Source organism: Microbacterium suwonense, from assembly GCF_030296555.1.
Lineage (GTDB): Bacteria > Actinomycetota > Actinomycetes > Actinomycetales > Microbacteriaceae > Microbacterium > Microbacterium suwonense.
In genome coordinates this window covers 178,362-205,040 of record NZ_AP027728.1, presented here as the reverse complement: position 1 = coordinate 205,040, position 26,679 = coordinate 178,362, and the positions used below count along the sequence as shown (strand labels likewise).

General features: G+C 66.8%; 24 protein-coding genes, 1 rRNA gene and 2 pseudogenes. 11 read left to right on the top strand and 16 right to left on the bottom strand.

The annotated features are described in order from the left end of the window. Window positions 1-120 precede the first annotated feature (120 nt). The 4 genes from QUE33_RS01085 (at window position 121) to QUE33_RS01070 (ending at window position 3,589) form a co-directional block, all read left to right on the top strand. Complete coding sequence (locus QUE33_RS01085) at window positions 121-684, top strand: hypothetical protein (protein ID WP_286301419.1); 564 nt, start codon at window positions 121-123, stop codon at window positions 682-684. Further along, window positions 681-2,459 (top strand): type IV secretory system conjugative DNA transfer family protein, encoded by a 1,779-nt coding sequence (locus QUE33_RS01080; protein ID WP_286301416.1) that lies wholly within the window; start codon window positions 681-683, stop codon window positions 2,457-2,459. Before QUE33_RS01085 ends, QUE33_RS01080 begins: the two co-directional genes overlap by 4 nt. A gap of 80 nt (window positions 2,460-2,539) precedes the next feature. After that, window positions 2,540-2,998, top strand: a complete 459-nt coding sequence (locus QUE33_RS01075; RefSeq protein WP_286301415.1) for a single-stranded DNA-binding protein — start codon at window positions 2,540-2,542, stop codon at window positions 2,996-2,998. A gap of 18 nt (window positions 2,999-3,016) precedes the next feature. Further along, window positions 3,017-3,589 carry a hypothetical protein gene (locus QUE33_RS01070; protein WP_286301413.1) on the top strand — a complete coding sequence of 191 codons (573 nt, stop codon included), beginning with the start codon at window positions 3,017-3,019 and terminating at the stop codon, window positions 3,587-3,589. Window positions 3,590-3,597: 8 nt separating this feature from the next. On the opposite strand, the gene QUE33_RS01065 is transcribed toward QUE33_RS01070, so the two are convergent. Then, window positions 3,598-3,954, bottom strand: a complete 357-nt coding sequence (locus tag QUE33_RS01065) for a sulfate permease (RefSeq protein ID WP_286301411.1) — start codon at window positions 3,952-3,954, stop codon at window positions 3,598-3,600. A 194-nt stretch (window positions 3,955-4,148) separates the two neighbouring features. On the opposite strand from QUE33_RS01065, the gene QUE33_RS01060 reads away from it, so the two are divergent. Beyond that, window positions 4,149-5,129 (top strand): DNA-processing protein DprA, encoded by a 981-nt coding sequence (locus tag QUE33_RS01060; protein WP_286301409.1) that lies wholly within the window; start codon window positions 4,149-4,151, stop codon window positions 5,127-5,129. Between the two features lie 3 nt (window positions 5,130-5,132). Here the strand turns inward: QUE33_RS01060 and QUE33_RS01055 are convergent, their stop codons facing one another. The 7 genes and pseudogenes from QUE33_RS01055 to nrdH all read right to left on the bottom strand — a co-directional run bounded on the left by QUE33_RS01055 (window position 5,133) and on the right by nrdH (window position 10,904). After that, complete coding sequence (locus QUE33_RS01055) at window positions 5,133-5,339, bottom strand: helix-turn-helix domain-containing protein (RefSeq protein WP_286301408.1); 207 nt, start codon at window positions 5,337-5,339, stop codon at window positions 5,133-5,135. A 58-nt stretch (window positions 5,340-5,397) separates the two neighbouring features. Next, the gene (locus tag QUE33_RS01050) at window positions 5,398-6,168 is read right to left on the bottom strand and encodes a tyrosine-type recombinase/integrase (protein ID WP_286301406.1); all 771 of its coding nucleotides are present in this window, start codon (window positions 6,166-6,168) and stop codon (window positions 5,398-5,400) included. Window positions 6,169-6,555: 387 nt separating this feature from the next. Then, window positions 6,556-6,681: pseudogene (locus QUE33_RS16435) on the bottom strand (hypothetical protein); the annotation flags it as partial. Between the two features lie 363 nt (window positions 6,682-7,044). Next, window positions 7,045-8,025: a class 1b ribonucleoside-diphosphate reductase subunit beta gene (gene nrdF, locus QUE33_RS01045; protein WP_286301404.1), complete on the bottom strand. Its 981-nt coding sequence runs from the start codon at window positions 8,023-8,025 to the stop codon at window positions 7,045-7,047. A gap of 43 nt (window positions 8,026-8,068) precedes the next feature. After that, the gene (gene nrdE, locus QUE33_RS01040) at window positions 8,069-10,243 is read right to left on the bottom strand and encodes a class 1b ribonucleoside-diphosphate reductase subunit alpha (protein ID WP_378762115.1); all 2,175 of its coding nucleotides are present in this window, start codon (window positions 10,241-10,243) and stop codon (window positions 8,069-8,071) included. Beyond that, a complete protein-coding gene (gene nrdI / locus QUE33_RS01035; RefSeq protein WP_286301402.1) occupies window positions 10,210-10,659 on the bottom strand; it encodes a class Ib ribonucleoside-diphosphate reductase assembly flavoprotein NrdI in 450 nt (149 codons plus the stop codon). The genes nrdE and nrdI overlap by 34 nt, the downstream gene beginning before the upstream one ends. 11 nt (window positions 10,660-10,670) lie before the next feature. Continuing rightward, window positions 10,671-10,904, bottom strand: coding sequence for a glutaredoxin-like protein NrdH (gene nrdH, locus QUE33_RS01030; RefSeq protein ID WP_286301401.1), 234 nt, complete (start codon window positions 10,902-10,904; stop codon window positions 10,671-10,673). A gap of 422 nt (window positions 10,905-11,326) precedes the next feature. Between nrdH and QUE33_RS01025 the strand changes: the two genes are divergently transcribed. Further along, the gene (locus QUE33_RS01025; protein WP_286301399.1) at window positions 11,327-12,496 is read left to right on the top strand and encodes an acyl-CoA dehydrogenase family protein; all 1,170 of its coding nucleotides are present in this window, start codon (window positions 11,327-11,329) and stop codon (window positions 12,494-12,496) included. 14 nt (window positions 12,497-12,510) lie between these two features. On the opposite strand, the gene QUE33_RS01020 is transcribed toward QUE33_RS01025, so the two are convergent. Further along, window positions 12,511-12,783 (bottom strand): metal-sensitive transcriptional regulator, encoded by a 273-nt coding sequence (locus QUE33_RS01020; protein ID WP_286301398.1) that lies wholly within the window; start codon window positions 12,781-12,783, stop codon window positions 12,511-12,513. Window positions 12,784-12,861: 78 nt separating this feature from the next. Between QUE33_RS01020 and QUE33_RS01015 the strand changes: the two are divergent. From QUE33_RS01015 to QUE33_RS01005, 3 genes and pseudogenes are all read left to right on the top strand, one after another. Continuing rightward, window positions 12,862-14,159: pseudogene (locus tag QUE33_RS01015) on the top strand (DUF445 domain-containing protein). A 72-nt stretch (window positions 14,160-14,231) separates the two neighbouring features. Next, window positions 14,232-15,686 (top strand): glycoside-pentoside-hexuronide (GPH):cation symporter, encoded by a 1,455-nt coding sequence (locus tag QUE33_RS01010; protein ID WP_286301396.1) that lies wholly within the window; start codon window positions 14,232-14,234, stop codon window positions 15,684-15,686. Further along, window positions 15,683-17,617 (top strand): alpha-glucosidase, encoded by a 1,935-nt coding sequence (locus tag QUE33_RS01005; RefSeq protein WP_286301394.1) that lies wholly within the window; start codon window positions 15,683-15,685, stop codon window positions 17,615-17,617. Before QUE33_RS01010 ends, QUE33_RS01005 begins: the two co-directional genes overlap by 4 nt. Here QUE33_RS01005 and QUE33_RS01000 read toward each other — a convergent pair. The 5 genes from QUE33_RS01000 to hutH all read right to left on the bottom strand — a co-directional run bounded on the left by QUE33_RS01000 (window position 17,587) and on the right by hutH (window position 23,793). After that, the gene (locus tag QUE33_RS01000) at window positions 17,587-18,231 is read right to left on the bottom strand and encodes an SDR family oxidoreductase (RefSeq protein ID WP_286301391.1); all 645 of its coding nucleotides are present in this window, start codon (window positions 18,229-18,231) and stop codon (window positions 17,587-17,589) included. The genes QUE33_RS01005 and QUE33_RS01000 overlap by 31 nt on opposite strands. Window positions 18,232-18,383: 152 nt before the next feature. Continuing rightward, entirely contained in the window at window positions 18,384-19,283 is a 900-nt protein-coding gene (locus QUE33_RS00995; protein ID WP_286301390.1) for an agmatinase family protein, read from the bottom strand. 23 nt (window positions 19,284-19,306) lie between these two features. Continuing rightward, on the bottom strand, window positions 19,307-20,512 hold the full coding sequence (gene hutI, locus QUE33_RS00990) for an imidazolonepropionase (RefSeq protein ID WP_286301389.1): 1,206 nt from the start codon (window positions 20,510-20,512) through the stop codon (window positions 19,307-19,309). Window positions 20,513-20,549: 37 nt separating this feature from the next. Further along, window positions 20,550-22,244: a urocanate hydratase gene (gene hutU / locus QUE33_RS00985; RefSeq protein ID WP_286301386.1), complete on the bottom strand. Its 1,695-nt coding sequence runs from the start codon at window positions 22,242-22,244 to the stop codon at window positions 20,550-20,552. Then, complete coding sequence (gene hutH, locus QUE33_RS00980; RefSeq protein ID WP_286301384.1) at window positions 22,237-23,793, bottom strand: histidine ammonia-lyase; 1,557 nt, start codon at window positions 23,791-23,793, stop codon at window positions 22,237-22,239. Before hutH ends, hutU begins: the two co-directional genes overlap by 8 nt. Before the next feature lie 52 nt (window positions 23,794-23,845). Here hutH and QUE33_RS00975 point away from each other — a divergent pair, with 52 nt between their 5' ends. Beyond that, entirely contained in the window at window positions 23,846-24,640 is a 795-nt protein-coding gene (locus QUE33_RS00975) for an IclR family transcriptional regulator (RefSeq protein WP_286301382.1), read from the top strand. 79 nt (window positions 24,641-24,719) lie between these two features. On the opposite strand, the gene QUE33_RS00970 is transcribed toward QUE33_RS00975, so the two are convergent. Further along, the gene (locus tag QUE33_RS00970) at window positions 24,720-24,854 is read right to left on the bottom strand and encodes a hypothetical protein (protein WP_286301380.1); all 135 of its coding nucleotides are present in this window, start codon (window positions 24,852-24,854) and stop codon (window positions 24,720-24,722) included. Between the two features lie 192 nt (window positions 24,855-25,046). Here QUE33_RS00970 and QUE33_RS00965 point away from each other — a divergent pair, with 192 nt between their 5' ends. Then, window positions 25,047-26,366: an ISL3 family transposase gene (locus QUE33_RS00965; RefSeq protein ID WP_434019600.1), complete on the top strand. Its 1,320-nt coding sequence runs from the start codon at window positions 25,047-25,049 to the stop codon at window positions 26,364-26,366. A 101-nt stretch (window positions 26,367-26,467) separates the two neighbouring features. Here QUE33_RS00965 and rrf read toward each other — a convergent pair. Continuing rightward, a 5S ribosomal RNA gene (gene rrf / locus QUE33_RS00960) occupies window positions 26,468-26,583 on the bottom strand. Window positions 26,584-26,679: the final 96 nt, after the last annotated feature.

Below are 26,679 nucleotides of genomic sequence, written 5' to 3'. Positions count from 1 at the left end.
CGCGTCGACTGTGTTTCACCACACGAATTTACGGGTAGCTGGCCGAAAGTCCTGCCGGGTGCAGCGCTCCTGCGGAAAGCGAGATTGTTTACGTAAACGCTGACGCCTGGGGCGCGACGGGTGTCGCAGGGGCTCGCGCACCTGTGCAACATGAATAGTCGCAGCCCAGGTGAAGTCCAGTTCGAGACGCCTGTCAACCTTCCGATCGCCAGCATCCTCGTCGATGAGCGGGGTGCGATGCATGTCACCTACGACGGGCACGAATTCTTGCCGCCGACGCCGGACATTGAATGGAGCAGGGCTCGGTTTGGCGAGCTGCTCGATGCGCTCTCCGCGCACCGCAAGCGAACCGTTCGTGTCGAGGTGCGGGAGTACGACGGCTCCGTGTTCACCGACATTGTCCACGCCACGCGGCGCGAGCGCATGGCAGCAGAGCCTCCGGTACCCGATGCCACGCGGCGAGCGCGTCATCGACCAACGCATCAGCTGATCGAGGTCCGTGGTTCCGGTTTCATTCCCGGCGAAGACGTGACGGTCGCGCTCTCGGTCTCCAGCGCGGAAGGTGCCGCTGACGGCACAGCTCGTGCAGTTATCGATCTCAGTCAGGTTGCGGATGGGAACGCAGAGTTCCTGCTGATCGGGCGCGTGTCTGGCGTCATCGTCACTGAGCGGTTGCCAGCATGACCAGCGCCCAGTCTTATAGCCGCGGTCTTGGGGATGAGCTGACCAACGCCCTCATGATTGGCCTCTTCGCACTTTTCGGTATCGCTGCCGTGCTCCGCGGGGCCGGTTCGATCGCAGCCTTTCTGACTGGTGCTGAACAACCGGCGGTCGGTTTCGCCGGTGGCGTCAACGTGATCTTTGCCCCTGCTGATCCCGCCGCTGTTCTCGGGGCACCCGGCCTCAATTCAGCTGTCTACTGGGTCGTAGCGTCCCTTCTTCTCGGTTTGCTCACCACCGCGATTATGTGGGTCTGGGCTCGGATACGACGCCATACTCGGGCCGCCACTTCCGACCCCCGCAAGCTTCAAGGGACCGCGAGCAGGCACGACGTCGCATCCAGCGCCTCCTCGAAGGCGCTCCTTCGTCGTGCTGCGACGCTGCGTCCTTCGCTTGAGCACCCGAAGCCGGAAGATGTGGGCTTCTTGCTTGGCCGCTCGCACGGCAAGCAGATCTGGGCGAGCGTCGAAGATTCGATCCTGTTGATCGGTCCGCCGCGCTCAGGTAAGGGGCTGCATATCGTGATTCCGGCGATCCTTGACGCGCCAGGCGCAGTCGTCACAACGTCCACTCGGCCCGACAACCTTACGGTGACGCTCAAGGCGCGAGAGCGACTTGGCCCCGTCGCGGTGTTCGATCCGCAGCACCTGGCCGAAGGCATTCCCGCCGGGTTGCGATGGTCGCCGATCCGAGGCTGCGAAGATCCGCTCACCGCGATGATCCGGGCGACCGGTCTCGCAGCGGCCACCGAGCTATCCTCGGGTGGCGTCGAAGGCGGCGGCTTCTGGGAGGGCAAGACTCGGGTCGCGCTGCAAGCTCTCCTCCACGCTGCCGCTCTTGATCACAGGACCCCGGCGGAACTCTTCCGGTGGACGCTCGACCCTGCGGCCGCTGCCGAGGCTGTTGCGATCCTCACCGGCTCGCCCCTCGCTGCAACGGGATGGGCCGAATCGTTGGAAGCGATGCTCGACGCTGACCCGCGCACTCGCGACAGTATCTGGCAGGGAGTGTCGCTCGCACTGGCGTCACTCGCCGACCCCAGGGTGTTGGACGCGGTAAGCCCCACTGAGGGCGAGCACTTCGACCCGGAGCAGTTCATTCGCAGCCGGGGCACGTTGTACCTGCTCGCGACTGGGGCTGGTGCCGGAAACAGCGCCGCACTGGTCGCTGCCTTCGTCGAAGATCTCGTCGAAACCGCGCGCCGCATGGCCGCACGATCACCCGGCGCGAGGCTGGATCCACCGCTACTGCTCGCGCTCGATGAGATCGGGAACCTCGCCCCGCTCCCTTCACTGCCAACCCTCATGGCCGAGGGTGGCGGCACGGGCATCACGACGATGCCGGTGCTCCAATCGCTCGCTCAAGCACGCGACAAGTGGTCAGAGAACCAGGCCGCTGCGATCTGGGACGCAAGCATCGCGAAGATCATCCTCGGCGGTGCATCGAACTCTCGCGACCTCCAAGATTTGTCTACCCTCATCGGTGAGCGAGACGAGTTCACTGACTCAGTCACGTTCGGCGACTACGGCTCACGCTCCAATCAGCGCTCCGTCCGCAGAGTCCCCATCATGCCCCCGGATCGGATCCGAACTCTCCCGTTCGGGACCGGAGTGATCCTGCTCCGATCGACGCCACCGATCATCACCGATCTACATCCGTGGCCGAAACGTGCTGACGGAGAGAAGCTCCGCCTCGATCGTTCGGCGACGGAGGCTCTGCTGCGGCACCCCAAGTATTAGCAAGCACAGGTGACGGTCGCGCACCTACCTGTCGCAGCTGCTGAACAAAGGCGGCCGCCTGACCAGACAGGAAGAACATCATGTCGATCCACACACAGGAATCCGTCTCGGGGTTCGTCACCTCAGAACCGCAGCTGACCGTCTCGGCTAACGGAAACCCGCGCCTCTACTTCCGATTCGGGCAGGAGCACTTCCGCCGCGAGGAAGACGGCAGCTTCACGCAACTGGAGTCGAGCTTCCACCACCTCGTCATGTTCGGGCGTTCCGCCGAACGCGCTTCAGAACGATTCGCCAAAGGCGACAACTTCATTGCCGAGGGATACCAGCGACCCGTGAGCTACGAGCGTGAGGGTCAAAGCGTCGAGAGCGAGGAGTTCGTCGCAAAGCGCATCGGCCACGACGCGGCCCGCACCCGGTACGAAGTCGACCGCTCCGCCCGCAAGACCGCCTCGCGGAGCAGCGCCGACAAAGAGCAGCGCCGCGCATTCGCACCCCGAGCCTCTGGGGCCGTAAACGGTGCTCCGTCTCTCGGGTACTGAGCCGGATCGGAGCAGCACATGAACGAGCACAACGTCCCCGGCGAGGGCAACGAGAAGATCCAGGCTGAGCAGTTTGAGCCGGATCTCGTCGCAGAGCCACCGCATCCCATCAATTGGAATCTCCTCACATCGCAAGATCTCGAAGAAGAACTCCTCGAACTCAATCGCTGGGTGAACTGGCTCCGCATGGAATACGGCCTACCCGCCGCGGTGATTCCGCCGATCTGGCATCGTCACCCCGAGTTGCTCTGGGAGCTTTCCGCACTCCACCTGCATTGGTTGAGCGCCTACGACGCCAACCAAGACGGCTCAGCACCGTTCGGGTGGCATCGCGACTTCGCCGAGGCCCGTCAGCGTCTGCGTGACTGGGTGACGGCAAGTGGCACACGACTTGACCGGGATCGCCCGACGCGGCAAACCGTCTGGCCTGGCGAGGAACGCACCGTCGACATCGTGGAGCAGGCCATCATGGATCGGGATGCTGATTTCGTACAGTTCGTGCTCGAACAGGTTGAGGCGCGCAGGGCCGCAGAGGATGCGTTCTACGCAAGCATCGACGATCGGCCCGGGGAGGTGTCTGGTCAGGAGTAGTTCAGCCTTCACGTGCTGACGAGTTCCTCGTGACGTTCGTGACGCGCTTGTTCGCGAAGGGCCACCGCTTCGTTGTGTCGCACACGAATCAGAAGTGCCACGGAGATCGGGCCGATCGCGACGAACCTCAACGCGTTCCATAGGCACAACAGGATGACGAGGTTGAGCCAACCTGGGGCGCCATCGCCGATCGCAGATGAGCACCAATACGCGAGCACGATGTACGGCGCAGCCAAGAGCATCGCGGGAACGCCCCATTTCAGGCCACGGCGTCGCCGGATCCGGCCCAGCACAATGTTCGTGGGTGCGTATCGCTGCAGGACTGCATAGATGAAGCTGCTGACCGTCAATATCAAACGGATCATGATGGGGCCTCTCGTCACACGTCGATCTCCGCCGAGGAAGCAGCATGTGAATCGAGCGCCCGAGAGGGCCGCCCCGAAGGGCCCGCAGAGTTGAGAACCTGCTTCGTCTCCCAGGGTACGCCTACCCCGCACGAGTCGAAAAGGGCAGCATGCGCACACCTTCTGAGTGAGATCTCACCTCGAAGGAGGCCATCATGCCCACACTCTCAAACCTCACTAAAGATGAGCGAACTGCCCGCCAAGTGCTGTCATTGATCGGCACTCCGAACGACGCCACAACGGGCGCACTCCTTGAGCGAGTCGGTGGGGTGGAGCTGATCGCTCTGATCGAGCGCACCACCGCGATTCCCGGGATGGATCGAGTCGAGGCGGCAATCTGGCGAGATCGATTGCAATCACGCGCGAATCCCGATCAGGTGGCCTCGCGGTTGCTAACTGAGAACGACTATCGGGTGCTTGTACCCGAGGACTCAGAGTGGCCCGCCGCCCTCAACGATCTCCGCGAGCGAGCCCCGTACGCGCTCTGGGCTGCGGGACGTGCAGAGCTTCTCGTCGCGCAGCCCTCCCAGCTGATCACGATCACTGGCGCCCGGGCGGCGACCGCCTACGGCGTGCACGTTGCCGAGGACATCTCCAGCGAGCTGGCCCGGAACGGCAAGACCCTCGTCGCCGGTGCTGCCTACGGTATCGAAGGCTCCGTGCACAGGTGTGCGCTCATCGAGAGCGGCAACACGATCGCGGTGCTTGCCTCAGGCGTCGACCGCCCCTATCCAGCAGGTCACGCAGACCTCATTGGGAGCGTGTCACGCCAAGGGCTGGTGCTCTCCGAGCTACCGCCCGGTGTTAGCCCGACCCGCCAACGTTTTCTGGATCGGTCGCGTATCCTCGCAGCGCTCTCTGGCGCCACCATCGTCGTTGAAGCAGGGTTTCGGTCTGGAACATTGCACACAGCTCGGGAGGCTGAGCACTTGGGTCGCATCGTTGGCGCTGTCCCCGGTCCCGTTACCTCCGCCGCCAGCGCCGGTACGAATCACCTGCTTCAGGACGGGAGCGCGTGCGTCGTCCTCAACGCATCGGACGTCACGCGGATGCTTGACAGCACGAACGCCCCCAAGAGGAGCGTCATCCACCTGGGGGCGTCGCGTGCCGTCCTGCCGACCAACCGCGCGCTGTAACCGCTATCTCATCGTTGGGATCTCCACGACGAGACTCCTGCGCAGTTCCTCCATGTCAACCCTAATGAGGCGCCCGACTCGGTATCCGCGAACCGTGCCGTCGGAGATTCGACGCCGGATCGTCTTGACTGAGACGCCCAGGCTTTCGGCCGCGACGGCCAGTGAGACCAAGTCGGGTTCGTGCTCTTCGCTGCGAGTTCGAGAGTTCATGGCAGTGCCTTCCTGTGAATGGATTGGTGTTACCTCACAGGTGTCCGCGGCTGTCCGCTTACGACTCCTCCCCTGTGTTCTTCTTCCGGGCGAGGCTCGGGTCGAGGGTCGCTGCGACGCGTGCGCTCATCCGATCCGCCAGCTCTCGATCGCGATTCATCGTGGCGTGCTGGTATCGCAGCACGATGTGGATGTCGGCATGCCCTCCGCGCCGCATCAGCTCGGCAAGCGTCGCGCCTTCCTGAGCGAAGATCGTCAGCCCCGTGTGACGCAGGTCATGGAAGCGGAAGCGGTGCGGCAGCCCGTCAACGCTGTCGCGTACGTCGGCCCAGATGTAGCCCCAGCGGGTATTCGAGAGCGGCATGCTGCCGCGAATGCTTGCCGGGATAAGCGGAGCCTTGTCTTCGGTTGCGACGTGGTCTTTGAGGTGCTGCTTCAGTCGATCGGTCATGAGCTTCGGGATGCTCAGCGACCGCTTGCCTGCTTCGCTCTTCAGGTCGGTGTAGTCGCCGGTGTTGGCGTTCAGCTGACGTCGCACGTGCAGAGTCGCACTGCCGTCGTCGTGCCATTCGGCATCACGCCGTTGCAACCCCAGGCATTCCCCACGTCGCAACTGACACCAGGCGGCGAGCTGCACCATGATCGCCCACTGATCCGGAACCGCTTGATACAGGGCCTCCACCTGTTTCGGTGTGATGATGTCCTCGCTCTCATCATGGTCGGCATCATGGCGAACCGATTCCTGGCGGGGAATCGAGACGCTTGGCGCCGAAGGAATGATGCCGTCGCGGGCCGCTTGGCGCAGGATCATCATGAGCACGATCAGCACGGGCCGAGTGATCCCATTGAATTTCGATCTCGGGTTCAGCGGAGCCGGGATTCTGTCGAGTCGGTCTGTCATCACGCGGATGCGGTCGATGTCGATGTCCCGCATTGGAGTGTCTCCGAACTCAGGAACGAGATAGCCCGAGACCTTGCCCTGATAGGAGCGGACAGTGCCGACGGCACGTATCTTGCCGCTTCGGTTCGGCTCGGTCTTGATCATCTGCAACCAGCGCTTCGAGTACTCCTCGAAACCCATGGATCGCGACTGCTCAGCGGCAGTCTCGGCGCGGCGTCGCTCCGCAATGACTTCTGGCGGCTCCCACAGGCCGAGAGAGATCTTCGAGTGCATCGACGCGAGCCACTTTCGCGCATCGGTCTTCGTGACGAACGTCAGCGCCTTGTCGTCCTCGGTTCGCGCCGGGTACATCTCGCCATCTGGCGCGGGATAGCGGGCCTGCCAGCGACCCGACGGGAGCTTGCGCAAGCTGCCCCATGCCTCGCGTTTCGTCCCGCTCATGATGCCCTCCCGTGTACTCGGATGGACGCGGTTGGACCCTCGTGCCACTCCGTGCCACTAGATCCGCGTGAACACCGAAACCCGCGTGTTTCCGCGGATCGTGGGGCATCACCCGAGCTTCCTATGGCACGAAGTGGCACGGCCTCGGCGGTGTGCCAACCCCAAATTTCGGGTGGCTGGCCTCCTCGCTTCCATGGGGAAGGTGTGCGCGTGCCATCCACGTGCCACTCCGAACGGACATTCCTGGTCATCTCTGTTCTCCTCTGTCGTCGAACAGAGGGCATAAAAACGGCCCGAACCCGCGAGATTTCGCGGATCCGGGCCGTTGACCAGGCTTTTCAGCCGAGGCTTCTCAGAAAACTTCTAGAAGTCCCAGTCGTCGTCCTCGGTGGCCTCGGCCTTGCCGATCACGTACGAGGAGCCCGACCCAGAGAAGAAGTCGTGGTTCTCGTCGGCGTTGGGCGAGAGGGCCGAGAGGATCGCCGGGTTCACGTTCGTGACGGTCGAGGGGAACATCGCCTCGTAGCCCAGGTTCATCAGGGCCTTGTTGGCGTTGTAGTGCAGGAACTTCTTCACGTCCTCGGTCAGGCCGACGCTGTCGTAGAGGTCCTGCGTGTACTGCACCTCGTTGTCGTAGAGCTCGTACAGCAGCGAGAAGGTGTAGTCCTTCAGCTCCTCGCGACGCTCCGGCGTCTCGGTCTCGAGACCGCGCTGGTACTTGTAGCCGATGTAGTAGCCGTGCACGGCCTCGTCGCGGATGATCAGGCGGATCAGGTCGGCGGTGTTGGTCAGCTTGGCGTGTGCCGAGAAGTACATCGGCAGGTAGAAGCCCGAGTAGAACAGGAATGACTCCAGCAGCGTGGAGGCCACCTTGCGCTTGAGCGGGTCGTCGCCGCGGTAGTAGTCGAGGATGATCTGCGCCTTCTTCTGCAGATTCTGGTTCTCCGTCGACCAGCGGAAGGCCTCGTCGATCTCCTTCGTCGACGCGAGCGTCGAGAAGATCGAGGAGTAGCTCTTGGCATGCACCGACTCCATGAAGGCGATGTTGGTGTACACCGCCTCCTCGTGCGGGGTGACCGCATCCGGGATCAGCGAGACCGCGCCGACCGTGCCCTGGATCGTGTCGAGCAGGGTCAGGCCGGTGAACACGCGCATCGTGAGCAGCTGCTCCTGCTCGGTGAGCGTGTTCCACGACTGCACGTCATTCGACAGCGGCACCTTCTCGGGCAGCCAGAAGTTGCCGGTCAGACGGTTCCATACCTCGAGATCCTTGTCGTCCTCGATGCGGTTCCAGTTGATCGCATCGACGTGACTGACCAGCTGCAGTTTCGGAGACGGAGTCATCCTTGTTTTCCTTTTCCCTTAGACAGTACTGACCAGAGGCCGATCACAACATGCAGCTGACGCACTCGGACATGTCGGTCCCCTCGAGCGCCATCTGCCGCAGACGGATGTAGTAGATCGTCTTGATGCCCTTGCGCCAGGCGTAGATCTGCGCCTTGTTGATGTCGCGGGTGGTGGCGGTGTCCTTGAAGAACAGCGTCAGCGACAGGCCCTGGTCGACGTGCTGCGTGGCGGCGGCGTAGGTGTCGATGACCTTCTCGTAGCCGATCTCGTACGCGTCCTGGTAGTACTCCAGGTTGTCGTTCGTCATGAACGGTGCCGGGTAGTAGACACGACCGAGCTTGCCCTCCTTGCGGATCTCGATCTTCGACGCGATCGGGTGGATCGACGAGGTCGAGTTGTTGATGTAGGAGATGGATCCGGTCGGCGGCACCGCCTGCAGGTTCTGGTTGTAGATGCCGTGCTTCTGGATGCTGTCACGCAGCTCGGCCCAGTCCTCCTGGGTCGGGATGTGCTTGCCGGCGAACAGCTCCTTGACCTTCTCGGTCTCAGGCACCCACGCCTTCTCGATGTACTTATCGAAGAACGCCCCCGACGCATACGTCGAGTCCTCGAAGCCGTCGAAGGTCTCGCCACGCTCGATCGCGAGCCGGTTCGAGGCGCGCAGCGCGTGGAACAGCACCGTGTAGAAGTAGATGTTCGTGAAGTCGATTCCCTCTTCCGACCCGTAGAACACGTGCTCGCGGGCCAGGTAGCCGTGCAGGTTCATCTGCCCCAGTCCGATGGCGTGCGAGCGGTCGTTGCCGTCCTCGATGGAGCGCACCGAGCTGATGTGGCTCTGTGTGCTCACCGCGGTGAGGGCACGGATGGCGGTCTCGACGGTCTTTCCGAGGTCGTCGGCGTCCATCGCCAGGGCGATGTTCATCGAACCGAGGTTGCAGGAGATGTCCTTGCCGATCTGGTCGTACGACAGGTCGGTGTTGTACGTGGTGGGTGTGTTCACCTGCAGGATCTCGCTGCACAGGTTGGACATGTTGATGCGGCCCTTGATCGGGTTGGCCTTGTTCACCGTGTCCTCGAACATGATGTACGGGTAGCCCGACTCGAACTGGATCTCGGCGATGGTCTGGAAGAACTCGCGCGCGTTGATCTTGGTCTTCTTGATGCGCGCGTCGTCGACCATCTCGCGGTACTTCTCGGTGACAGAGATGTCGCCGAACGGCACTCCGTAGACCTTCTCGACGTCGTACGGCGAGAAGAGGTACATGTCCTCGCCGTTCTTGGCCAGCTCGAACGTGATGTCGGGCACGACGACGCCGAGGGAGAGCGTCTTGATACGGATCTTCTCGTCGGCGTTCTCGCGCTTGGTGTCCAGGAACCGCATGATGTCGGGGTGATGCGCGTTGAGGTACACCGCGCCGGCACCCTGGCGGGCGCCGAGCTGGTTGGCGTAGCTGAAGCTGTCTTCGAGCAGCTTCATCACCGGGATGATGCCGGATGACTGGTTCTCGATCTGCTTGATCGGCGCACCGGACTCGCGGATGTTGCTCAGCAGCAGGGCGACGCCGCCGCCGCGCTTGCTCAGCTGCAGCGAGGAGTTGATGCCGCGGGCGATCGACTCCATGTTGTCTTCGATGCGCAGCAGGAAGCAGCTGACGAGTTCGCCACGCTGCGCCTTGCCTGCGTTGAGGAAGGTGGGCGTGGCCGGCTGGAAGCGGCCTGAGATGATCTCGTCGACCAGGTCGAGCGCCACCTGCTCGTCGCCCTCGGCGAGCGCGAGGGCGGTCATCACGACGCGATCCTCGAAGCGCTCCAGGTAGCGCTTGCCATCGAAGGTCTTCAGCGTGTAGCTGGTGTAGTACTTGAACGCGCCGAGGAAGGTCTCGAAGCGGAACTTCTTCGAGTAGGCGAAGTCGTTGATCTTCTGGATGAACTCGAAGGAGTACTGGTCGAGGACAGCACCCTCGTAGTACTCCTTCTCGACCAGGTAGTCCAGCCGCTCCTTGAGCGAGTGGAAGAACACCGTGTTCTGGTTCACGTGCTGCAGGAAGTACTCCCGTGCGGCGCGCTTGTCTGCGTCGAACTGGATCTTCCCGTCCGCGTCGTACAGGTTCAGCATCGCGTTCAGCGCGTGATAGTCCAGCCCCTCGTACGCGGGGTTGACCTTGAACGCGACCTGCTCGGTCACTGTCTGCTCGTCAACTGCGGTGTCCACCATCGTTCCAATCCGTCGCTCACGCGATCAACATCATCCGGTGTGCCGAATACTTCCAGCCGGTACAAGTGCGGCACCTTGCACTTGCGGCTCACGATCTCTCCGGCGAGGCAGAAGGACTCGCCGAAGTTGGTGTTTCCCGCGGAGATGACTCCGCGGATCAGGCTTCGGTTGTGCTCGTCGTTGAGGAACCGGATGACCTGCTTGGGAACCGCGCCCTTCTCCTCACCGCGCCCCTGGCCGCCTCCGTAGGTGGGGGTGACCAGCACGTACGGCTCGTCGATGACGACTGGCTCATCGTTGCGATGCAGCGGGATGCGGCGGGCGGGGAGCCCGAGCTTCTCGATGAATCGCGCAGTGTTGCCCGAGACGCTCGAGAAGTAGACCAGGAGCGGCGCGGCGGTCGCGACTGCGCTCATGGGCGCTCACCTCACGCCAGACGAGCTGCGAGCTCGTCGATCTTGTCCGGGCGGAAGCCCGACCAGTGTCCCTCGTCAGTGACGACGACCGGCGCCTGCATGTAGCCGAGCGACTTGACCTGCTCGAGCGCCGCGGCATCCTCGGAGAGATCGAGGATCTCGTACTCGATGCCCTTCGCATCGAGGGCACGGTAGGTGGCGTTGCACTGCACGCACGAAGGCTTGGTATAGACCGTGATCGACATGATTTCTGTCTTCTTCCCCTCAGATCCGAACTGTTTCTCCGGCAGACCCCCACCGGGACTTCAATACTACATATGGGGACGGGCATTGCGGCTGACCACTAGGGATAGTAGTTACATCCGTGTAGTTTTCCACCGCTCTCCCCAGATACAACACAGCTTGTCCACGGATCCTTCCACAGTCGCGAGCTCGCTCGGACCCCTCGCGAACCGCATGTTCTCGCGGGTGCGATGACCACCGATCGGATCCATCCACAGGCGGCACGCTACGCCCGGTCACCGACATCCGATTTTCTGTGGAGAACGTCCTTCGGCGTGTCGCGGCGTGTCGCGGCATCCGCCCTCTCGCATCCGCTGTGCACCCCGGAAGCGGGCCGATTCAGACCGCACGCCTCCGACCCCGCCGTGCGGAATAGGCTGGGCGGGTGAGCACCTTCGACCCCGCAGCGCACCTTCCCGACGACCTGCTCGAGCGCATCCGCGAGCGCGCCGTCGTGCACGACCGCGAGAACACCTTCCCTCAGCAGGATCTCGACGAGCTGCGAGAGGCCGGCTACCTGGCGATCCTCGTGCCCGCCGAACTCGGCGGCGCGGGGCTCGGGCTCGAGCAGGCGGCGCTGCTGCAGCAGCGCCTGGCGACGGCATCCCCCGCCACTGCCCTGGCGATCAACATGCACCTGGTGTGGACCGGCGTCGCGAAGGTGTTCGGCGACCGCGGCGTGCCGGGGCTGGAGTTCGTGCAGCGCGGCGCAGCGGCCGGCGAGGTGTTCGCCTTCGGCATCAGCGAGGGCGGCAACGATCTGGTGCTGTTCGGCAGCGACACGGATGCCGAGCCCCGGCCCGACGGTGGCTACGCCTTCACCGGCACGAAGATCTTCACCTCGCTCGCCCCGGTGTGGACGAAGCTCGGCCTGCACGGCCTGGACACGTCCAGCGACGACGCGCCGAAGCTCGTCTTCGCCTTCGTCGACCGGACGGATGCCGTGGTCACCAGCGACGACTGGGACACGCTCGGAATGCGGGGTACGCAGAGCCGCACCACCCGTCTGAACGGCGCTGTCGCCGCCCCCGAGCACATCGTGCGCCGCATCGACCCGGGCCCGAACCCCGATCCGATCGTGTTCGGCATCTTCAGCGTGTTCGAGATCCTGCTGGCGTCGGTGTACACCGGCATCGCCCGGCGCGGCCTCGATCTGGCGGTCGCCGCCGCGCAGGCACGGCGCTCGAAGAAGACCGGCACGACCTACAGTCAGGATCCCGACATCCGCTGGCGCATCGCCGACATGGCGCTCGCCTACGACGCACTGCCCCCGCAGATCTCCTCGCTCGCCCGCGACGTCGACGAGCTGGCCGACCACGGTCCGCGCTGGTTCACTCTGCTGTCGGGGGTGAAGCACCGGGCGGTCGTGATGGCCAAGCAGGTGGTGGACGAGGCGATGCTCGTCGCCGGCGGCGGCTCGTACTTCACCTCGAACGAGCTGTCGCGGCTGTACCGCGACGCGCTGGCGGGAATGTTCCACCCGTCCGATCCCGAGTCGGCGCACGCCACGGCGGCGAGCGCCTGGCTGGGTCCACTGGAGACTCCCGGCTCCTGACCTGCGAGCGCGGCCTACCTGCGGTCGAAGTCGAATGCCTTGAGCAGTTCGCTCACGGCCTGCTCGCGTTCGTCGCCGCCCTGCTCGAACATGTCGGTGACGTGGGTGCGCAGGTGATTCTCCAGCAGCAGCCGGTTCAGGGATTCCAGTGAGCGCTGCACGGCACGCGACTGCGTGATGATGTCCATGCAGTACTCCTCGTTCTCGATCATCCGCGCGATGCCGCGCAGCTGCCCCTCGAGGATGCTGGTGCGGTGCAGAGCACGCTTCTTGATGTCGTCGATCACCCTTCGAGGGTAGCCGTCTCCGCTCAGGACGAGAACGGGTCGAGCACCCGGAGCCCGGCCGCGTGAAAGGATGACGACATGTCGCGAACGCCGATGGCTCTGCTCTCCCCGCCGACCAGGAGCGACTGCGCGGTCTGCGGCGGATGAAGGCGGTCGCGCTCGGAGCGCTGATCGTGATGGCTCTCGTCTTCGTGATCGCCTTCTGGCTGGAGGGCCGCCATCCGTGGCTGGGTCACGTGCGCGCGGCCGCCGAGGGCGGCATGGTCGGCGCGCTGGCGGATTGGTTCGCGGTGACCGCGCTGTTCCGGCATCCGCTGGGCCTTCCGATTCCGCACACCGCGATCATCCCGAACCGCAAGGACGAGATCGGTCGCACACTCGGCGAGTTCGTCGAGACGAACTTCCTCGCCGGCCCCGTCGTGCGCGACAAGCTGACCCGCACCGCGCTGTCCCAGCGGCTGGGCGAATGGCTCAGCGACCCCTCCGTGGGCCCGACGGGGCAGACCCACGCCGAGCGCGTCGCCGCGGAGGGTGCGACGGCGGCTTCCGCGGTGCTGCGCGCCCTCAGCGACGACGACGTGCAGACGCTGATCGCCGACCTCGCTCGCGAGCACCTCATCGCGCCGGACTGGGCGCCCTCGGCCGGCGGCTGGCTGGAGCGCATCGTCGAGGCGGATGCTCATCGCGGCGCGGTCGATCTGGCTGTGGACAGCGTCGCCACCTGGCTGGATGCCAATGCGCACTCGTTCCAAGGGCTGGTGTCCAAGCGGCTGCCGTCGTGGGTGCCGCGGCTGGCGCACCGCTTCATCGACGAGACCGTGCACCACGAGGCGGTGCGCTTCGTCGAGGCCGTGCAGGCCGATCCGCAGCATCCGGCCCGTCGCGCGCTGGACGGCTACCTCGCCCGCCTCGCCGACCGGCTGCAGCGCGACCCGGATATGCGCGACCGCTTCGAAGGCGCGAAGGCCGCAGTGTTCGACAGCCCCCGTGTTATCGCCCTGGCCAGCCAGGTCTGGGACACCGCCAAGAACGGGCTGCTCGCCGCGCTCGCCGACCCGCAGAGCGGGCTGCGCCGCCGCGCGGCCGCCGCGGTCGCCGAGATCGGCAGCCGGCTCGCGACCGAGCCCGCTCTGCAGGCGCGCGTGGACGGCTGGGTGACGGATGCTGCGGTGTTCCTCGTCGACCGCTACCGTCACGACATCGCCTCGATCATCACCGACACGGTCGAGAAGTGGGATGCCGCCGAGACCACCGAGAAGATCGAGCTGATGGTCGGCCGCGACCTGCAGTACATCCGCCTGAACGGCACGGTCGTCGGAGCCCTCGCCGGACTGGCGATCTACGCCGTCGCCCACGCGATCATCCCGATAGGCTGACACCCGCACGCCGGTTCCCGCCGGCGGCATCCGAACCCGCGCCGCAGGAGCCGCCGACCCGGAGGAGAGCCCATGAGACCGGCACGCAACCGCTACGGATTCGGGATCGGCACGATCGGACGCGATGCGTCGTACACGCTCGTGAGCATGTACCTGATCTTCTATCTCAGCGACGTGCTGCGCGTCTCGGCAGCAGTGCTGGCGGCCGTGACCGTTGTGCTGGTCGTCGCTCGCGTGTTCGATGCGATCAGCGATCCGGTGATGGGCGTGATCGTCGACAACACGCACACCCGCTGGGGCCGCTTCAAGCCGTGGATCCTGCTCGGTGCGCTGGTCTCGTCAGCCCTGCTGATCGTGATGTTCACGGACTTCGGGCTGAGCGACGGCGCCTTCGTCACCGTCTTCGCCCTGGTCTATGTGCTGTGGGGGCTCGCCTACACCGCCAACGACATCGGCTACTGGTCGATCCTGCCCTCTCTCACCCAGCAGCAGTCCGAACGAGAGCGCATCGGCGCGTTCGCTCGGATCTGCGCGAACGTCGGCGTCTTCGCGGTCGTCATCGCGATCGTGCCGGTCAGCGAGGCACTCACCGCCGTCACCGGCGATGTGCGGACGGCATACACGCTCATCGCCGTCGCCTGCAGCATCCTGCTCCTCGTCTTCCAGACGGTCATGCTCGTGACCGTGCGCGAGGACCCCACGATCGTGCACAGCCGCGAGCGCACCCGGTTCCGCGAACTCGTGCGGCTGATCTTCCGCAACGATCAGCTGCTGGTCGCGACGATCGCGCTGCTGCTGTTCAACCTCGCCTTCGCCACCACGATCGGCTTCGGGCTGTACTACTTCACGTACGTCTACGGGGATGTGAACATGTACACCCTGTTCGCCCTCGTGCTCGGCGTCGCACAGATCGCCGCTCTGGCCTGCTACCCGATGATCAGCCGGAGGATGACCAGGCGCACCCTGTTCACCACCGCCGTCTCCACGGTCGCGGCCGGGTATATCGTGTTCGCCTTCGCGCCGGCCGGTTCGGTGTTCATGACGCTGCTCGCGGCCCTGCTGCTGTTCTCGGGCCAGGCCGCCATCCAGCTGCTCATGCTCATGTTCATCGCCGACACGGTCGAGTACGGCAACTGGAAGTTCGGCCGTCGCAACGACAGCGTCACCCTGTCGCTGCAGCCGTTCATCTACAAGATGAGCTCCGCGCTCTCCAGCGGCGTGATCGGCTGGACGGTGATCGCCTCGGGGATGCAGCAGGCCGAGGGCGCCGCCGACATGACCGACGGCGGCATCCTGCTGGTCAAGCTCACGATGCTGATCGGGCCGCTGATCCTCGTGGTCGCCAGTTATGTCGTCTACCGGCTGGGCTACCGGCTCGACGAGGGCCGGTACGCGCAGATCGTCGCCGAACTACACGAACGCAACAGCCTCGAGCACGACGGCGCGGCACCCGCCGACGACGGCACGGCACCCGACGGCACGGCACCCGACAGGCCCGCGGCGGCGGGCGTGGAGGAGGCCCGGTGACGGCATCCGGCGGTGAGGCCGCACTCCTCACGCTCGACAGTCGCATCCGCGACGTCTGGGCGCATCCGCTCGGCAACGATGCGGTGCGCAAGATCCTGCTGCAGCTGGGCCGTTCCACCCGCTGGATCGACAATCCCCTGGTCGGTGCGCTGCGACTGCGCACCGTGGCGAAGCTCGCCGGCGGCCGGGTGGATGCCGGGTTCTTCGACGCGCTGCTGCAGGTACTCAACACCAATCGCGACATCCCCTCCGACGCCGAGACCCCGGCCGACGCCTGGTGGCGCAGCGCCGTCTTCTACCAGGTGTATCCGCGCTCCTTCCAGGACAGCGATGGCGATGGCGTCGGCGACATCCCCGGCATCCTCTCCCGCCTCGATCACCTGCAGGAGCTGGGCGTGGACGCGGTGTGGCTGAGCCCGGTGTACGACTCCCCACAGGACGACAACGGCTACGACATCCGCGACTACCGGGCGATCGCAACGGAGTACGGCACTCTCGACGACCTCGACCAGCTCATCGCCGAGCTGCACCGGCGCGGGATGCGCCTGATCATGGATCTGGTCGTGAACCACACCTCCGACGAGCACGCCTGGTTCCGCGCCGCGCTCGCGGACCCCGACTCCCCGTACCGCGACTACTATCTGCTGCGCGAGGGGACGCCGGATGCGCCGCCGAACAACTGGACCTCGTTCTTCTCCGGGCCGGCCTGGCGCTGGTTTCCGCAGGAGCAGCTCTGGGCGATGCATCTGTTCTCGTCCAGGCAGCTGGATCTGAACTGGGAGCACGCCCCGCTGCGCGCCGAGATCGTGGACATGGTGCGCTGGTGGCTGGAGCGCGGCGTGGACGGGTTCCGTCTGGATGTGATCAACTACATCTCCAAGCCGCCCGCGCTGCCCGACGGCGACGCGACGATCGGCGCGCTGATGGAGTTCACCGGGGTCGAGCACTACTTCGCCGGGCCCCGCCTGCACGAGCATCTGCGTCAGCTGCGTGCGGAGGCGTTCGACCCGTACGGCGCGGTGTCGATCGGCGAGACACCGGGTGTGGGCATGCAGCTGGGCCGGCTGCTGACCGGGGCCTCCCGAGGCGAGCTCGATCTTGTGTTCACCTTCGATCACCTGGACATGCCGGGCCGGGTGCGCTTCGACGACTACCGGTACGACCTGGCCTACCTGCGCGATCACGTCGAGCGGTACGAGCGCGGCTACGGCAGCACGTGCTGGCCGGCGGTGTTCTTCGAGAACCACGACAATCCGCGGATGATCTCCAAGATCGACCCGCGCCCCGAGCACCGCATCGCCCTGGGCCGGCTGCTGGCGGTGCTGACCCTGACGCTGCGCGGCACGCCGTTCCTGTACCAGGGGCAGGAGCTCGGCCTGGTGAACCATGCCTTCGCGTCGATCGATCAGCTGCGCGATGTGGAGAGCCTGAACAGGTATGCCCTGCTGCGCGAGGCGGGACAGTCGGATGCCGCAGCGCTGGCCAATGTGCTGGCCGGAAGCCGGGACCACGCCCGCGTGCCGATCCCGTGGGATGCCGGCGGCGGCTTCACGACCGCGCAGCCCTGGCTGGAGGGAGACGCGCAGCAGGAGGTGTGGCATGCCGCAGCGCAGGCGGCCGACCCGGCATCCGTGCTCAGCGCCTACCGCGCCCTGATCGCGCTGCGCCGCGCGCACCCGGAGTGGGTCACTGCGCCGATCGAGTTCGGACCGCGCCGCCGCGGAGTGTGGACGTACCGGCGCGCCGCCGCCGATGTCACCGTCGAGGTGTCGATCAACCTCACCGACCGGACGCAGCGCCTGGCCGGGGAGGATGCCGGCTGGCAGACGGTGCTCAGCAGTCCGGAGCACCGCTGGGGCCGCCTGACCCCCTATGAGGCGGTGGTGCGCATCCGGCGCGCTCAGCCTGCCAATGCTTCAGCGATCGGCTGATCCCCGTCGTTGAAGCGGATCGTCTGCCCGACGGTCGCGGGTTCCGCAAGAGCCTGAGCGGCGACCATCGCCACGTTCGCGCGGGACACCTCACCCGAGTTCGAAGCCGTGACGTCGATGCGTCCGGTGCCCTCACCGAGCGTGAGGCGGCTGGGTCCGAGAACCGTCCAGTCCAGGGAGGTGGCACGCAGATACTCGTCGGCAGCGGCCTTCGCCTCGGCATAGGCATGGAACGGATCCGATGCGGGGATGCCGTGCTGCGGCGAGGAATCGAAGTACGAGACCATCACGTAGCGGCGCACGCCGGCATCCTTCGCAGCGTCCATGGAGCGCACGGCGGCCTCGAAGTCGACCGCGCGCGTGCGTTCCGGAGAGCCGCCGCCGGCACCGGCCGACCAGACCACGCCGTCGTGCCCGGCGATGAGCGCGGCGAAGCTCTCGCGGCTCTCGCGCTCGATGTCGAACATCACGGGCTCCGCGCCGGTGCCGCGCACCTCATCGGCGTGGGCGGGATTGCGGATGACAGAGGTGACCTCGTCGCCGCGGGCGGCGAGAAGCGGGGCGAGCAGCAGTGCGACCTTGCCGTGGCCGCCGACGATCAGAATCCGTGCCATGTCTCCACGCTACCCGCGCTTACGGCGCCCCCGCCCATCCGCCGAGACTTCCTCCCCCGCACGAGACTTCCTCCCCCGCACGAGACTTCCTCCCCCGCACGAGACTTCCCTCATGACGAGCCGTCTCATGCTGGAGCAGAAGTCTCGCGAGGTCAGCGCGCGGAAAGCCCCGCCAGCAGCTCCAGTACGCATAGCGCGGCCAGGCGCACGGTTCGGCCGTCCTCGGCATCCGCCGTCGCATCGACCTCGGCGATGTCCGCGCTGACGATCCGCGCGTCGGCGGCGAGCGCACGCACGAGGGCGCGCAGCTCCCACGCGGCGAAGCCGCCCGGCACGCTGGCCGGACACCCCGGCACGGCGGCGCGATCGGCAGCGTCGACGTCGATATCGAGATGGATGCGGGAGCCGACGCCGGCAACCCGCAGTGCTTCGGCTGCAACCTCGGCGATGCCGCGCCGACGCACCTCGTCGAGGGTGATCACCCGAACGCCCCAGTCGGCGGCGCGCCGGGCGTAGGCGGCGGAGTTGGCGAAGTCGGCGATGCCGATCTGCACGATGCGCTGCGGGTCGATGCGCTCACCGTCCGGGGCGTCCTGCACGAGGCGCCGCACGGGCGAGCCGTTGGAGACGCCGTCGCGCAGGTCGAAGTGCGCGTCGATCGTGATCAGCCCGTCGGCGCCGGCACCGCGGGCCACCGGATAGGTGAGCGAGTTGTCTCCGCCGAGTGCGATCACCAGGCGCGCCTCCTCAGCCAGTTCCCGCACCCGCTGCACCGCGCGCTCGGTGCCCTCGTCGCCATCGGGTTCGTGGACGTCGCCGGCGTCGGCGATGCGCAGCACCTCGTTCAGGTCGACGGCGGGCGGCCCCATGAGCGTAGTGCTGTATCGCGGGAGGGCGTCGCGGATCGCCGCCGGCGTCGCGTGGGCCCCGGTGGCCGAGATCGAGGTGCGCCAGGTGGGAACGCCCAGCAGCACGGCATCCGTCCTCTCCCCTGCGGTGCGCGCGGGCCAGGAGCCGGCTCGCGGCCAGCGCTCGTCGTGCGGCAGTGTCATCTTCGTCCTCTCCTGGCATCCGGTCAGCAGACCGCGATGCCGTCCTTCCACACCTGCCGCACCAGCGGCACTCCCGGCCGGTAGGCCAGGTGCACCCGGCTCGGAGCATCCAGCAGCACCAGGTCGGCGCGCTTGCCGGGCGCGATCACGCCGATGTCGGAGCGGCGCAGCGCCTGCGCACCGCCGAGGGTGGCCGCCCGCACCGCCTCGGCGGGTGTCATGCCCATGTCGCGCACGGCGACAGCGACGCAGAACGGCATCGACGAGGTGAAGCTCGATCCGGGGTTCGTATCGCAGGCGAGCGCGACGGTCACGCCCGCGTCGACGAGCCGGCGCGCGTCCGGATACGGCTGCCGGGTGGAGAACTCCACACCGGGCAGCAGCGTGAGCACGGTGTCGGAGGCGGCGAGCGCAGTCACATCCGCGTCAGTCAGGTAGGTGCCGTGGTCGACGGATGCCGCGCCCAATTCGATCGCGAGCTGAACACCCCCGCCGGGGCCGAGCTGGCTGGCGTGCATGCGCGGCTGCAGGCCCCGCGCGATGCCCGCCTCGAGCACACGCCGGGACTGCGGCTCGGTGAAGGCGCCGCTCTCGCAGAACACGTCGATCCATTTCGCGTGCGGCGCGCAGGCGTCGAGCATCTCGCCGATCACCAGATCGACGTAGGCGTCAGCGCGGTCCTCGTACTCGGCCGGCACCACGTGCGCGCCGAGGAAGGTGACCTCGTCTGTGACCTCCGCCGCCAGCCGCACGAGCCGGGCTTCGGTGTCGACGTCCAGCCCGTAGCCGCTCTTGATCTCCACGGTCGTGGTGCCCTGGGCAAGCATCTCGTCGAGGAGCCGGCGCACGTTGGCGCGCAGCTCGTCGTCGGTGGCGGTGCGGGTGGCGGCGACGGTGGAGCGGATGCCGCCGGCGGCATACTTCTGCCCGGCCATGCGCGCCTCGAATTCCGCGGCCCGATCGCCGCCGAACACGAGGTGGCTGTGGCTGTCGACGAAGCCGGGGATCACCGCGCGACCCGCAGCGTCGACGACCCGCGTCCCAGGCCCGTCTCTGTGGCACTCGTGCACGGTTTCCACACCCATTTCCGTACCTTTGCGCCATATAGACGGGTCGGATGCCGGGCCGACCCACTCGATCCGGCCGTGGTCGATGAGCACGGCCGCATCGTGCAGGACGTCGGGGGCGTTGGTCGTGAGCTCGCCGATGTTGGTGATCAGGGTGCGCATGGGATCTTCCTGCCGGGGCTCGTCCTCGTCTCGGTGCTCACAGCATCGGCACCTTCAGCCCGCGTTCGTGGGCGATATCGCGGGCGTGCTCGTAGCCGGCATCCACGTGGCGCATCACTCCGGTTCCCGGATCGTTGGTGAGCACGCGCTCCAGCTTCTGCGCGGCGAGCTCCGAGCCGTCGGCGACGGTGACCTGACCGGCGTGGATGCTGCGACCGATGCCGACACCGCCGCCGTGATGCAGCGACACCCAACTCGCACCCGACGAGGTGTTCAGCAGCGCGTTCAGCAGAGGCCAGTCGGCGATGGCGTCGGAGCCGTCCTTCATGGCCTCGGTCTCGCGATACGGCGAAGCCACCGAGCCGGAGTCCAGATGGTCGCGGCCGATCACGATCGGTGCGGACAGCTCGCCGGATGCGACCATCTCGTTGAACTTGAGCCCGGCCAGATGCCTCTCCTGGTAGCCCAGCCAGCAGATCCGCGCGGGCAGACCCTCGAAGTGCACCTTGTCTGCGGCCTTCTCCAGCCAGCGGTGCAGTGCGGTGTCCTCGGGGAACAGCTCCGCGATGGCGCGGTCGGTCTTGTAGATGTCATCGGGGTCGCCCGAGAGTGCGGCCCAGCGGAACGGTCCGCGCCCCTCTTCGAACTGCGGGCGGATGTACGCCGGCACGAACCCGGGGAACTCGAAGGCACGGTCGGCGCCGCCCAGCTTCGCCTCCGCCCGCAACGAGTTGCCGTAGTCGAAGACCGCGGCTCCCGCGTCCTGGAAGGCCACCATGGCGTTCACGTGCGCGGCCATCGATTCACGCGCGCGCCGGGTGAACTCCGCAGGATCCCGCTCGGCCTCGGCCTTCCAATCCGCGACGTCGATGCCGAGCGGCAGGTAGGCGAGCGGATCATGGGCGCTGGTCTGATCGGTGACGATGTCGACGACCAGCTCACCGGCCTGCTGTCGCCGGAACAGCTCGGGGAAGATCTCTGCGGCGTTGCCGACGAGGCCGACCGACAGCGGCTGGCCCGCGTCCTTCGCCGCCACGGCCCGGGCCACAGCGGAATCAAGGTCGGTCGTGTACTCGTCGAGATAGCCGTGCTCCATGCGGCGGGCCAGGCGGGATTCGTCGACGTCGACGATCAGCACCGCGCCCTCGTTGAGCGTGACGGCCAGCGGCTGCGCGCCGCCCATGCCACCGGCGCCGGCGGTGAGCGAGAGGGTGCCCTTCAGCGACTCGCGCCCCAGCGATCGCGCCACGGCGGCGAAGGTCTCGTAGGTGCCCTGCAGGATGCCCTGGGTGCCGATGTAGATCCACGAGCCGGCTGTCATCTGTCCATACATGGTCAGGCCGAGCGACTCCAACCGGCGGAACTCGGGCCACGTGGCCCAGTCGCCGACGAGGTTCGAGTTGGCGATGAGCACACGCGGCGCCCACTCGTGGGTGCGGAACACGCCGACGGGCTTGCCGGACTGCACGAGCAGCGTCTCATCGGGTTCGAGCTCGTCGAGGGTGCGCACGATCGCGTCGTACGCCTCCCAGCTGCGTGCGGCGCGGCCGGTGCCGCCGTAGACGACGAGGTCTTCTGGGTGCTCGGCGACCTCGGCATCGAGATTGTTCATCAGCATCCGCTTGGCAGCCTCCGCACCCCAGCTCTTGGCGGTTCGCTGGTTGCCGCGCGGCGCACGGATACGCCTGGTCGGGTCGTGCAGAGTGGGCTCAGGCAGGGTGGGCTCAGGCATTCGCGTGCTCCTTCGCAGTGCGGAGGACGGCGCCCGAGCGCACGAGCTCGGTGACGGCCTCCAGGTCGGGTGAGAGGAAGTGGTCGGGTCCCGGCCCGTCGGCCACGGTGCGGACCAGGTCGCGGATGGCGCCGGTGACGGGGCCGGCCGCCAGCGGTGCGCGCAGGTCAAGCGCGCGAGCGCCGGTGAGGATCTCGATCGCCAGTACCCGGGTGAGTCCGTCGATGGCGCGGCGCAGCTTGCGCGCAGCGGCCCAGCCCATCGAGACGTGATCTTCCTGCATCGCGGAGGAGGGAATGGAATCGACGGATGCCGGTGCGGCGAGCCGCTTGAGCTCGGAGACGATGCCCGCGGCCGCGTACTGCGCGATCATCAGGCCGGAGTCCACGCCCACCTCGTGCGCGAGGAACGGCGGAAGCCCGCGGCTGCGGGCAGGATCCAGGGCGCGGTCGGTGCGCCGCTCCGAGACGGATGCCACGTCGGCGACAGAGATCGCGAGGAAGTCCAGCACGGCGGCGACCGGCGCACCGTGGAAGTTCCCATTGGACTCGATGCGGCCGTCGGCGGTGATGACGGGGTTGTCGACGACGGATGCCAGCTCCCGCTCGGCGATCATCGCGGCATGCGCCATGGTGTCGCGGGCGGCGCCGTGCACCTGGGGCGAGCAGCGCAGGGAGTATGCATCCTGCACGCGGCCATCCTCCGGTCCCTTGTGGCTGGCCACGATCGGCGAGTCGGCGAGGAAGGCCCGCAGGTTCGCCGCTGACGCTGTCTGCCCGGTCTGTGGACGCAAGGCCATCAGGTCGGCGGCGAACACGGCATCCGTGCCGAGCTGTGACTCGATCGACATCGCTGCGGCGAGGTCGGCTGTGGTGACCAGGCGCTCCAGATCGTGCAGTGCGAGCAGCAGCATCCCGAGCATGCCGTCGGTGCCGTTGATCAGCGCCAGGCCTTCCTTCTCCACCAGCACGAGCGGTTCGATACCGGCTGCGGTGAGGGCGTCGGATGCCGGGACGGGCTGGCCGGGCTCCTCGTCCTGGCGAACGACCCGCACCTCTCCTTCGCCCATCGCCGCCAGCGCGACGTGCGCGAGCGGGGCGAGATCGCCGGAGCAGCCCAGCGATCCGTATTCCCGCACCACGGGCGTGAGGCCGGCGTTGAGCATGGCCGCGTAGGTGTCGACCACGACCGGTCGCACACCGGTGTGCCCGGATGCCAGGGTCTGCAGCCGCAGCAGCTGCAGGGCGCGCACGACCTCGGTCTCGACTTCGGTTCCGGTGCCCGCGGCGTGGGAGCGGATCAGGCTGAGCTGCAGCTGTCGACGGCGCTCGGGAGCGATGAAGGTGGTGGCCAGTGCGCCGAACCCTGTGGACACGCCGTAGTGCGGGTGGGGGTCGGCGGCCAGACCGTCGATCACGGCGCGTGCCGTGGTCACGTGCTCCCGGGCGGTGTCGGCGATCTCGACCTTCGCGAAGTGGCGTGCGACGGCGACCACGTCGGCCGCGGAGAGGGGCGCGATGCCGAGGATGACGGGAGAGTTCTGCTGCATGATCCGATTCCACACCGCGCATCGTCGCTCCGCGAGGGCTTCGTGGCAGACTATGTCTGTGATCCCAGACACAGTGACGCCGGATGCCGGGGCCGTCCGTGCCCAGGTTCCAGCGGCCGATCAGACTCTGCGGATCCTGCGGCATCTCGCCGGTCGCGCTGCTCCGGTCGCGGCGTCGGCGTTGGCGCGGGAACTGGGCATTCCTCGCTCCACCGTGTACCACCTGCTCGCCACGCTCGAGGAGCACGGGTTCGTGGTGCATCTGGCACAGGAGCGGCGCTGGGGGTTGGGCACCAGCGCCTTCGAGCTCGCCGGCGGCTACACCAGGCAGGAGCCGCTGGCGCGCGTGGGTCGACCGCTCATCGCGGCTCTCGCCGATCGGATCGGCGAGAGTGCGCACCTGGCGGTGATGAGCGGTCGTGACGTGCTGTACATCGTCGAGGAGCGTGCCGCTCGACGGCCGGCGCTGGTGACGGATGTCGGCGTTCGGCTGCCTGCGCATCTGACCGCTACGGGCAGGGCGATGCTCGCTGCGCTGCCCCACGCGCAGGTGCGCGCCCTGTATCCGGATGCCGCGGCTTTCACCGACCGCACCGGAAGAGGCCCGCGCCGTCCCCGCGAGCTGCGGGAAGCGCTGCGAGAGGTGCGCGCTGCCGGCGTGGCGACAGAGGACGGCGAGGTCACTCCCGGTTTTCGCTCGGTAGCGGCAGTAGTGCGCGATCACGCGGACTGGCCGGCTGCGGCCGTCGCCATCACCTGGGAGGACGAGCGTTCGGTCGATCCGCAGAATGCGGTGCTCGGGACGGCCCGCCTGATGCGGCTCAGGCTGGGCTATGGCAGTGGGTGAGAAGCGCCGGGGCGCCGTGGAACCGGCGTGATGCCGTCCACGACGCCCCGGTGCCCGTCGGCACGAGCGGAGGAGATGCTCAGCCGCGCGCGTCCTTGCGTGTGCTGATGAAGGCCTCCGGTTCGCGCTTCGCGCGCTTCTCGGCCCTCTTCTCCTTCAGCGAGAGCTTCGGTGCTTTCTTGCCGCCTCGTGCCTGCGGTGTCTTTCCGGCCATGTGACTCGCTTCCCCTCTATCGGATGGCGGGTATGGATTGACCTCTGACCATAGCCCAGCCCTGCGGGAAGTCAAATGGGCTCTTCGGACATCCGGTGGGGGTGAGGCTCGCCGGGTGATGTTCGGCGGGTAGGGGTCGAGGTCCCCGAGGATCAGTAGCGCTAACTGTCTGATCTTCACGAGGACCTCGACGTGCTTCACCCTACTTCGGGGTGCGCTTCTGCGCGCTCTGCGACTGATCCGTGTTCCCGCTGCGACGTTCTGCTGGGTCTTCCTGATGTCCATGTCGAGCGCGTCGACCGTCGCGACGGGCTGCTGGTGGTGACGGTCTCGACGCCAGCGGCACCGACCGGCTGTCCCTCGTGTGGGGTCGTCGCGACCGGTCGTGGCCGCCGCCGACGGGTGCTTCATGATGTGCCCGCGACGACGCGGGTGCGGATTGTGTGGCGGCAGCGGGTCTGGCGGTGCGATGAGGTGGGATGCGCGCGGCGGACGTTCGTGGAGCAACTCCCGGGCCTGGTCGCCCGGCGCGGGTCGATCACCACGCGCGCCGTCGGCTGGGCGATCGGGCAGTTGCGCCGCGAGCACGCCACCGTGCACGGTATCGCCCGTCAGCTCGGCACGTCGTGGAAGACGGTGTGGCGCGCTGTCGAGCCTGAGTTGGAGCGGCTCGCGGCCGACGAGTCCCGGTTCGAGAACGTCACCACGCTCGGTGTCGATGAGCACATCTGGCATCACGTCGACCCCCGCAAGAGCGGTCCGAAGGAGCTGACCGGGATGGTCGATCTGAGCCGCGACAGCACCGGAAAGACGCGGGCCAGGCTGCTTGACCTGGTGCCTGGCCGCTCCGGGAAGGCCTACGCGTCCTGGCTCGCCGAACGCGGCGAAGCGTTCCGGAGGAACGTGAAGGTCGCCGCTCTTGACCCGTTCGCCGGCTACAAGACCGCGATCGACGACAAGCTCGAAGACGCCACGGCCGTGCTGGACGCGTTCCACGTCGTCAAGCTCGGCACCGCCGCCGTCGACGAGGTCCGCCGCCGGGTTCAGCAGGACACCCTCGGGCATCGCGGTCGTAAGGGCGACCCGCTCTACGGGATCCAGACCATCCTCCGCGCCGGCGCCGAGAACCTCACCGAGAAGCAGCGGACCAGACTCGCGGCAGCGATCGAGGCCGACCCCGCGCACGACGAGGTGTTCGTCGCGTGGCAGTGCGCCCAGCAACTGCGTTCCGCCTACCACCAGAAGGACCTCGCCGAGGGGCGACGGATCGCGCAGAAGGTCGTCGAGTCGTTCCACACCTGCCCGATCCCCGAGATCGCCCGCCTCGGCCGCACCCTCCGCCGCTGGCGAGCCGCGTTCCTGGCGTACTTCACGACCGGACGATCATCGAACGGCGGAACTGAGGCCGTGAACGGGATCATCGAGCTGCACCGCCGCCTCGCCCGCGGCTTCCGCAACCGCGACAACTACCGGCTCCGCATGCTCCTCGCCGCCGGCGGCCTCACCCCATGACCCCCACCGAAAGTCCGAAGAGCCGTCAAATGCGGCAGCAGCTGCGACAGGCGTTAACGCAAAAGAGCCACCCAGCAATGGGTGGCTCTTTCACAGAAGAAGTCCGGCGGTGTCCTACTCTCCCACAGGGTCCCCCTGCAGTACCATCGGCGCTGTGAGGCTTAGCTTCCGGGTTCGGAATGTGTCCGGGCGTTTCCCTCACGCTATGGCCGCCGAAACACTATTGACGTTTCAGCAACACACACACGTGTGTGGTGTGTTGTCGGTTCCCGACCGTACGTCGAGAACCACAAAGTGGACGCGTTCATCTCGC

Excerpts from the sequence above, each read along its gene's own strand:
- QUE33_RS01080 (WP_286301416.1), top strand. The coding sequence starts at position 681 with ATGACCAGCGCCCAGTCTTATAGCCGCGGTCTTGGGGATGAGCTGACC.
- QUE33_RS01075 (WP_286301415.1), top strand. The coding sequence starts at position 2,540 with ATGTCGATCCACACACAGGAATCCGTCTCGGGGTTCGTCACCTCAGAA.
- QUE33_RS01070 (WP_286301413.1), top strand. The coding sequence starts at position 3,017 with ATGAACGAGCACAACGTCCCCGGCGAGGGCAACGAGAAGATCCAGGCT.
- QUE33_RS01065 (WP_286301411.1), bottom strand. The coding sequence starts at position 3,954 with ATGATCCGTTTGATATTGACGGTCAGCAGCTTCATCTATGCAGTCCTG.
- QUE33_RS01060 (WP_286301409.1), top strand. The coding sequence starts at position 4,149 with ATGCCCACACTCTCAAACCTCACTAAAGATGAGCGAACTGCCCGCCAA.
- QUE33_RS01055 (WP_286301408.1), bottom strand. The coding sequence starts at position 5,339 with ATGAACTCTCGAACTCGCAGCGAAGAGCACGAACCCGACTTGGTCTCA.
- nrdF (WP_286301404.1), bottom strand. The coding sequence starts at position 8,025 with ATGACTCCGTCTCCGAAACTGCAGCTGGTCAGTCACGTCGATGCGATC.
- nrdE (WP_378762115.1), bottom strand. The coding sequence starts at position 10,243 with ATGGTGGACACCGCAGTTGACGAGCAGACAGTGACCGAGCAGGTCGCG.
- nrdI (WP_286301402.1), bottom strand. The coding sequence starts at position 10,659 with ATGAGCGCAGTCGCGACCGCCGCGCCGCTCCTGGTCTACTTCTCGAGC.
- nrdH (WP_286301401.1), bottom strand. The coding sequence starts at position 10,904 with ATGTCGATCACGGTCTATACCAAGCCTTCGTGCGTGCAGTGCAACGCC.
- QUE33_RS01010 (WP_286301396.1), top strand. The coding sequence starts at position 14,232 with ATGAGACCGGCACGCAACCGCTACGGATTCGGGATCGGCACGATCGGA.
- QUE33_RS01000 (WP_286301391.1), bottom strand. The coding sequence starts at position 18,231 with ATGGCACGGATTCTGATCGTCGGCGGCCACGGCAAGGTCGCACTGCTG.
- QUE33_RS00995 (WP_286301390.1), bottom strand. The coding sequence starts at position 19,283 with ATGACACTGCCGCACGACGAGCGCTGGCCGCGAGCCGGCTCCTGGCCC.
- hutI (WP_286301389.1), bottom strand. The coding sequence starts at position 20,512 with ATGCGCACCCTGATCACCAACATCGGCGAGCTCACGACCAACGCCCCC.
- hutU (WP_286301386.1), bottom strand. The coding sequence starts at position 22,244 with ATGCCTGAGCCCACCCTGCCTGAGCCCACTCTGCACGACCCGACCAGG.
- hutH (WP_286301384.1), bottom strand. The coding sequence starts at position 23,793 with ATGCAGCAGAACTCTCCCGTCATCCTCGGCATCGCGCCCCTCTCCGCG.
- QUE33_RS00975 (WP_286301382.1), top strand. The coding sequence starts at position 23,846 with ATGTCTGTGATCCCAGACACAGTGACGCCGGATGCCGGGGCCGTCCGT.
- QUE33_RS00970 (WP_286301380.1), bottom strand. The coding sequence starts at position 24,854 with ATGGCCGGAAAGACACCGCAGGCACGAGGCGGCAAGAAAGCACCGAAG.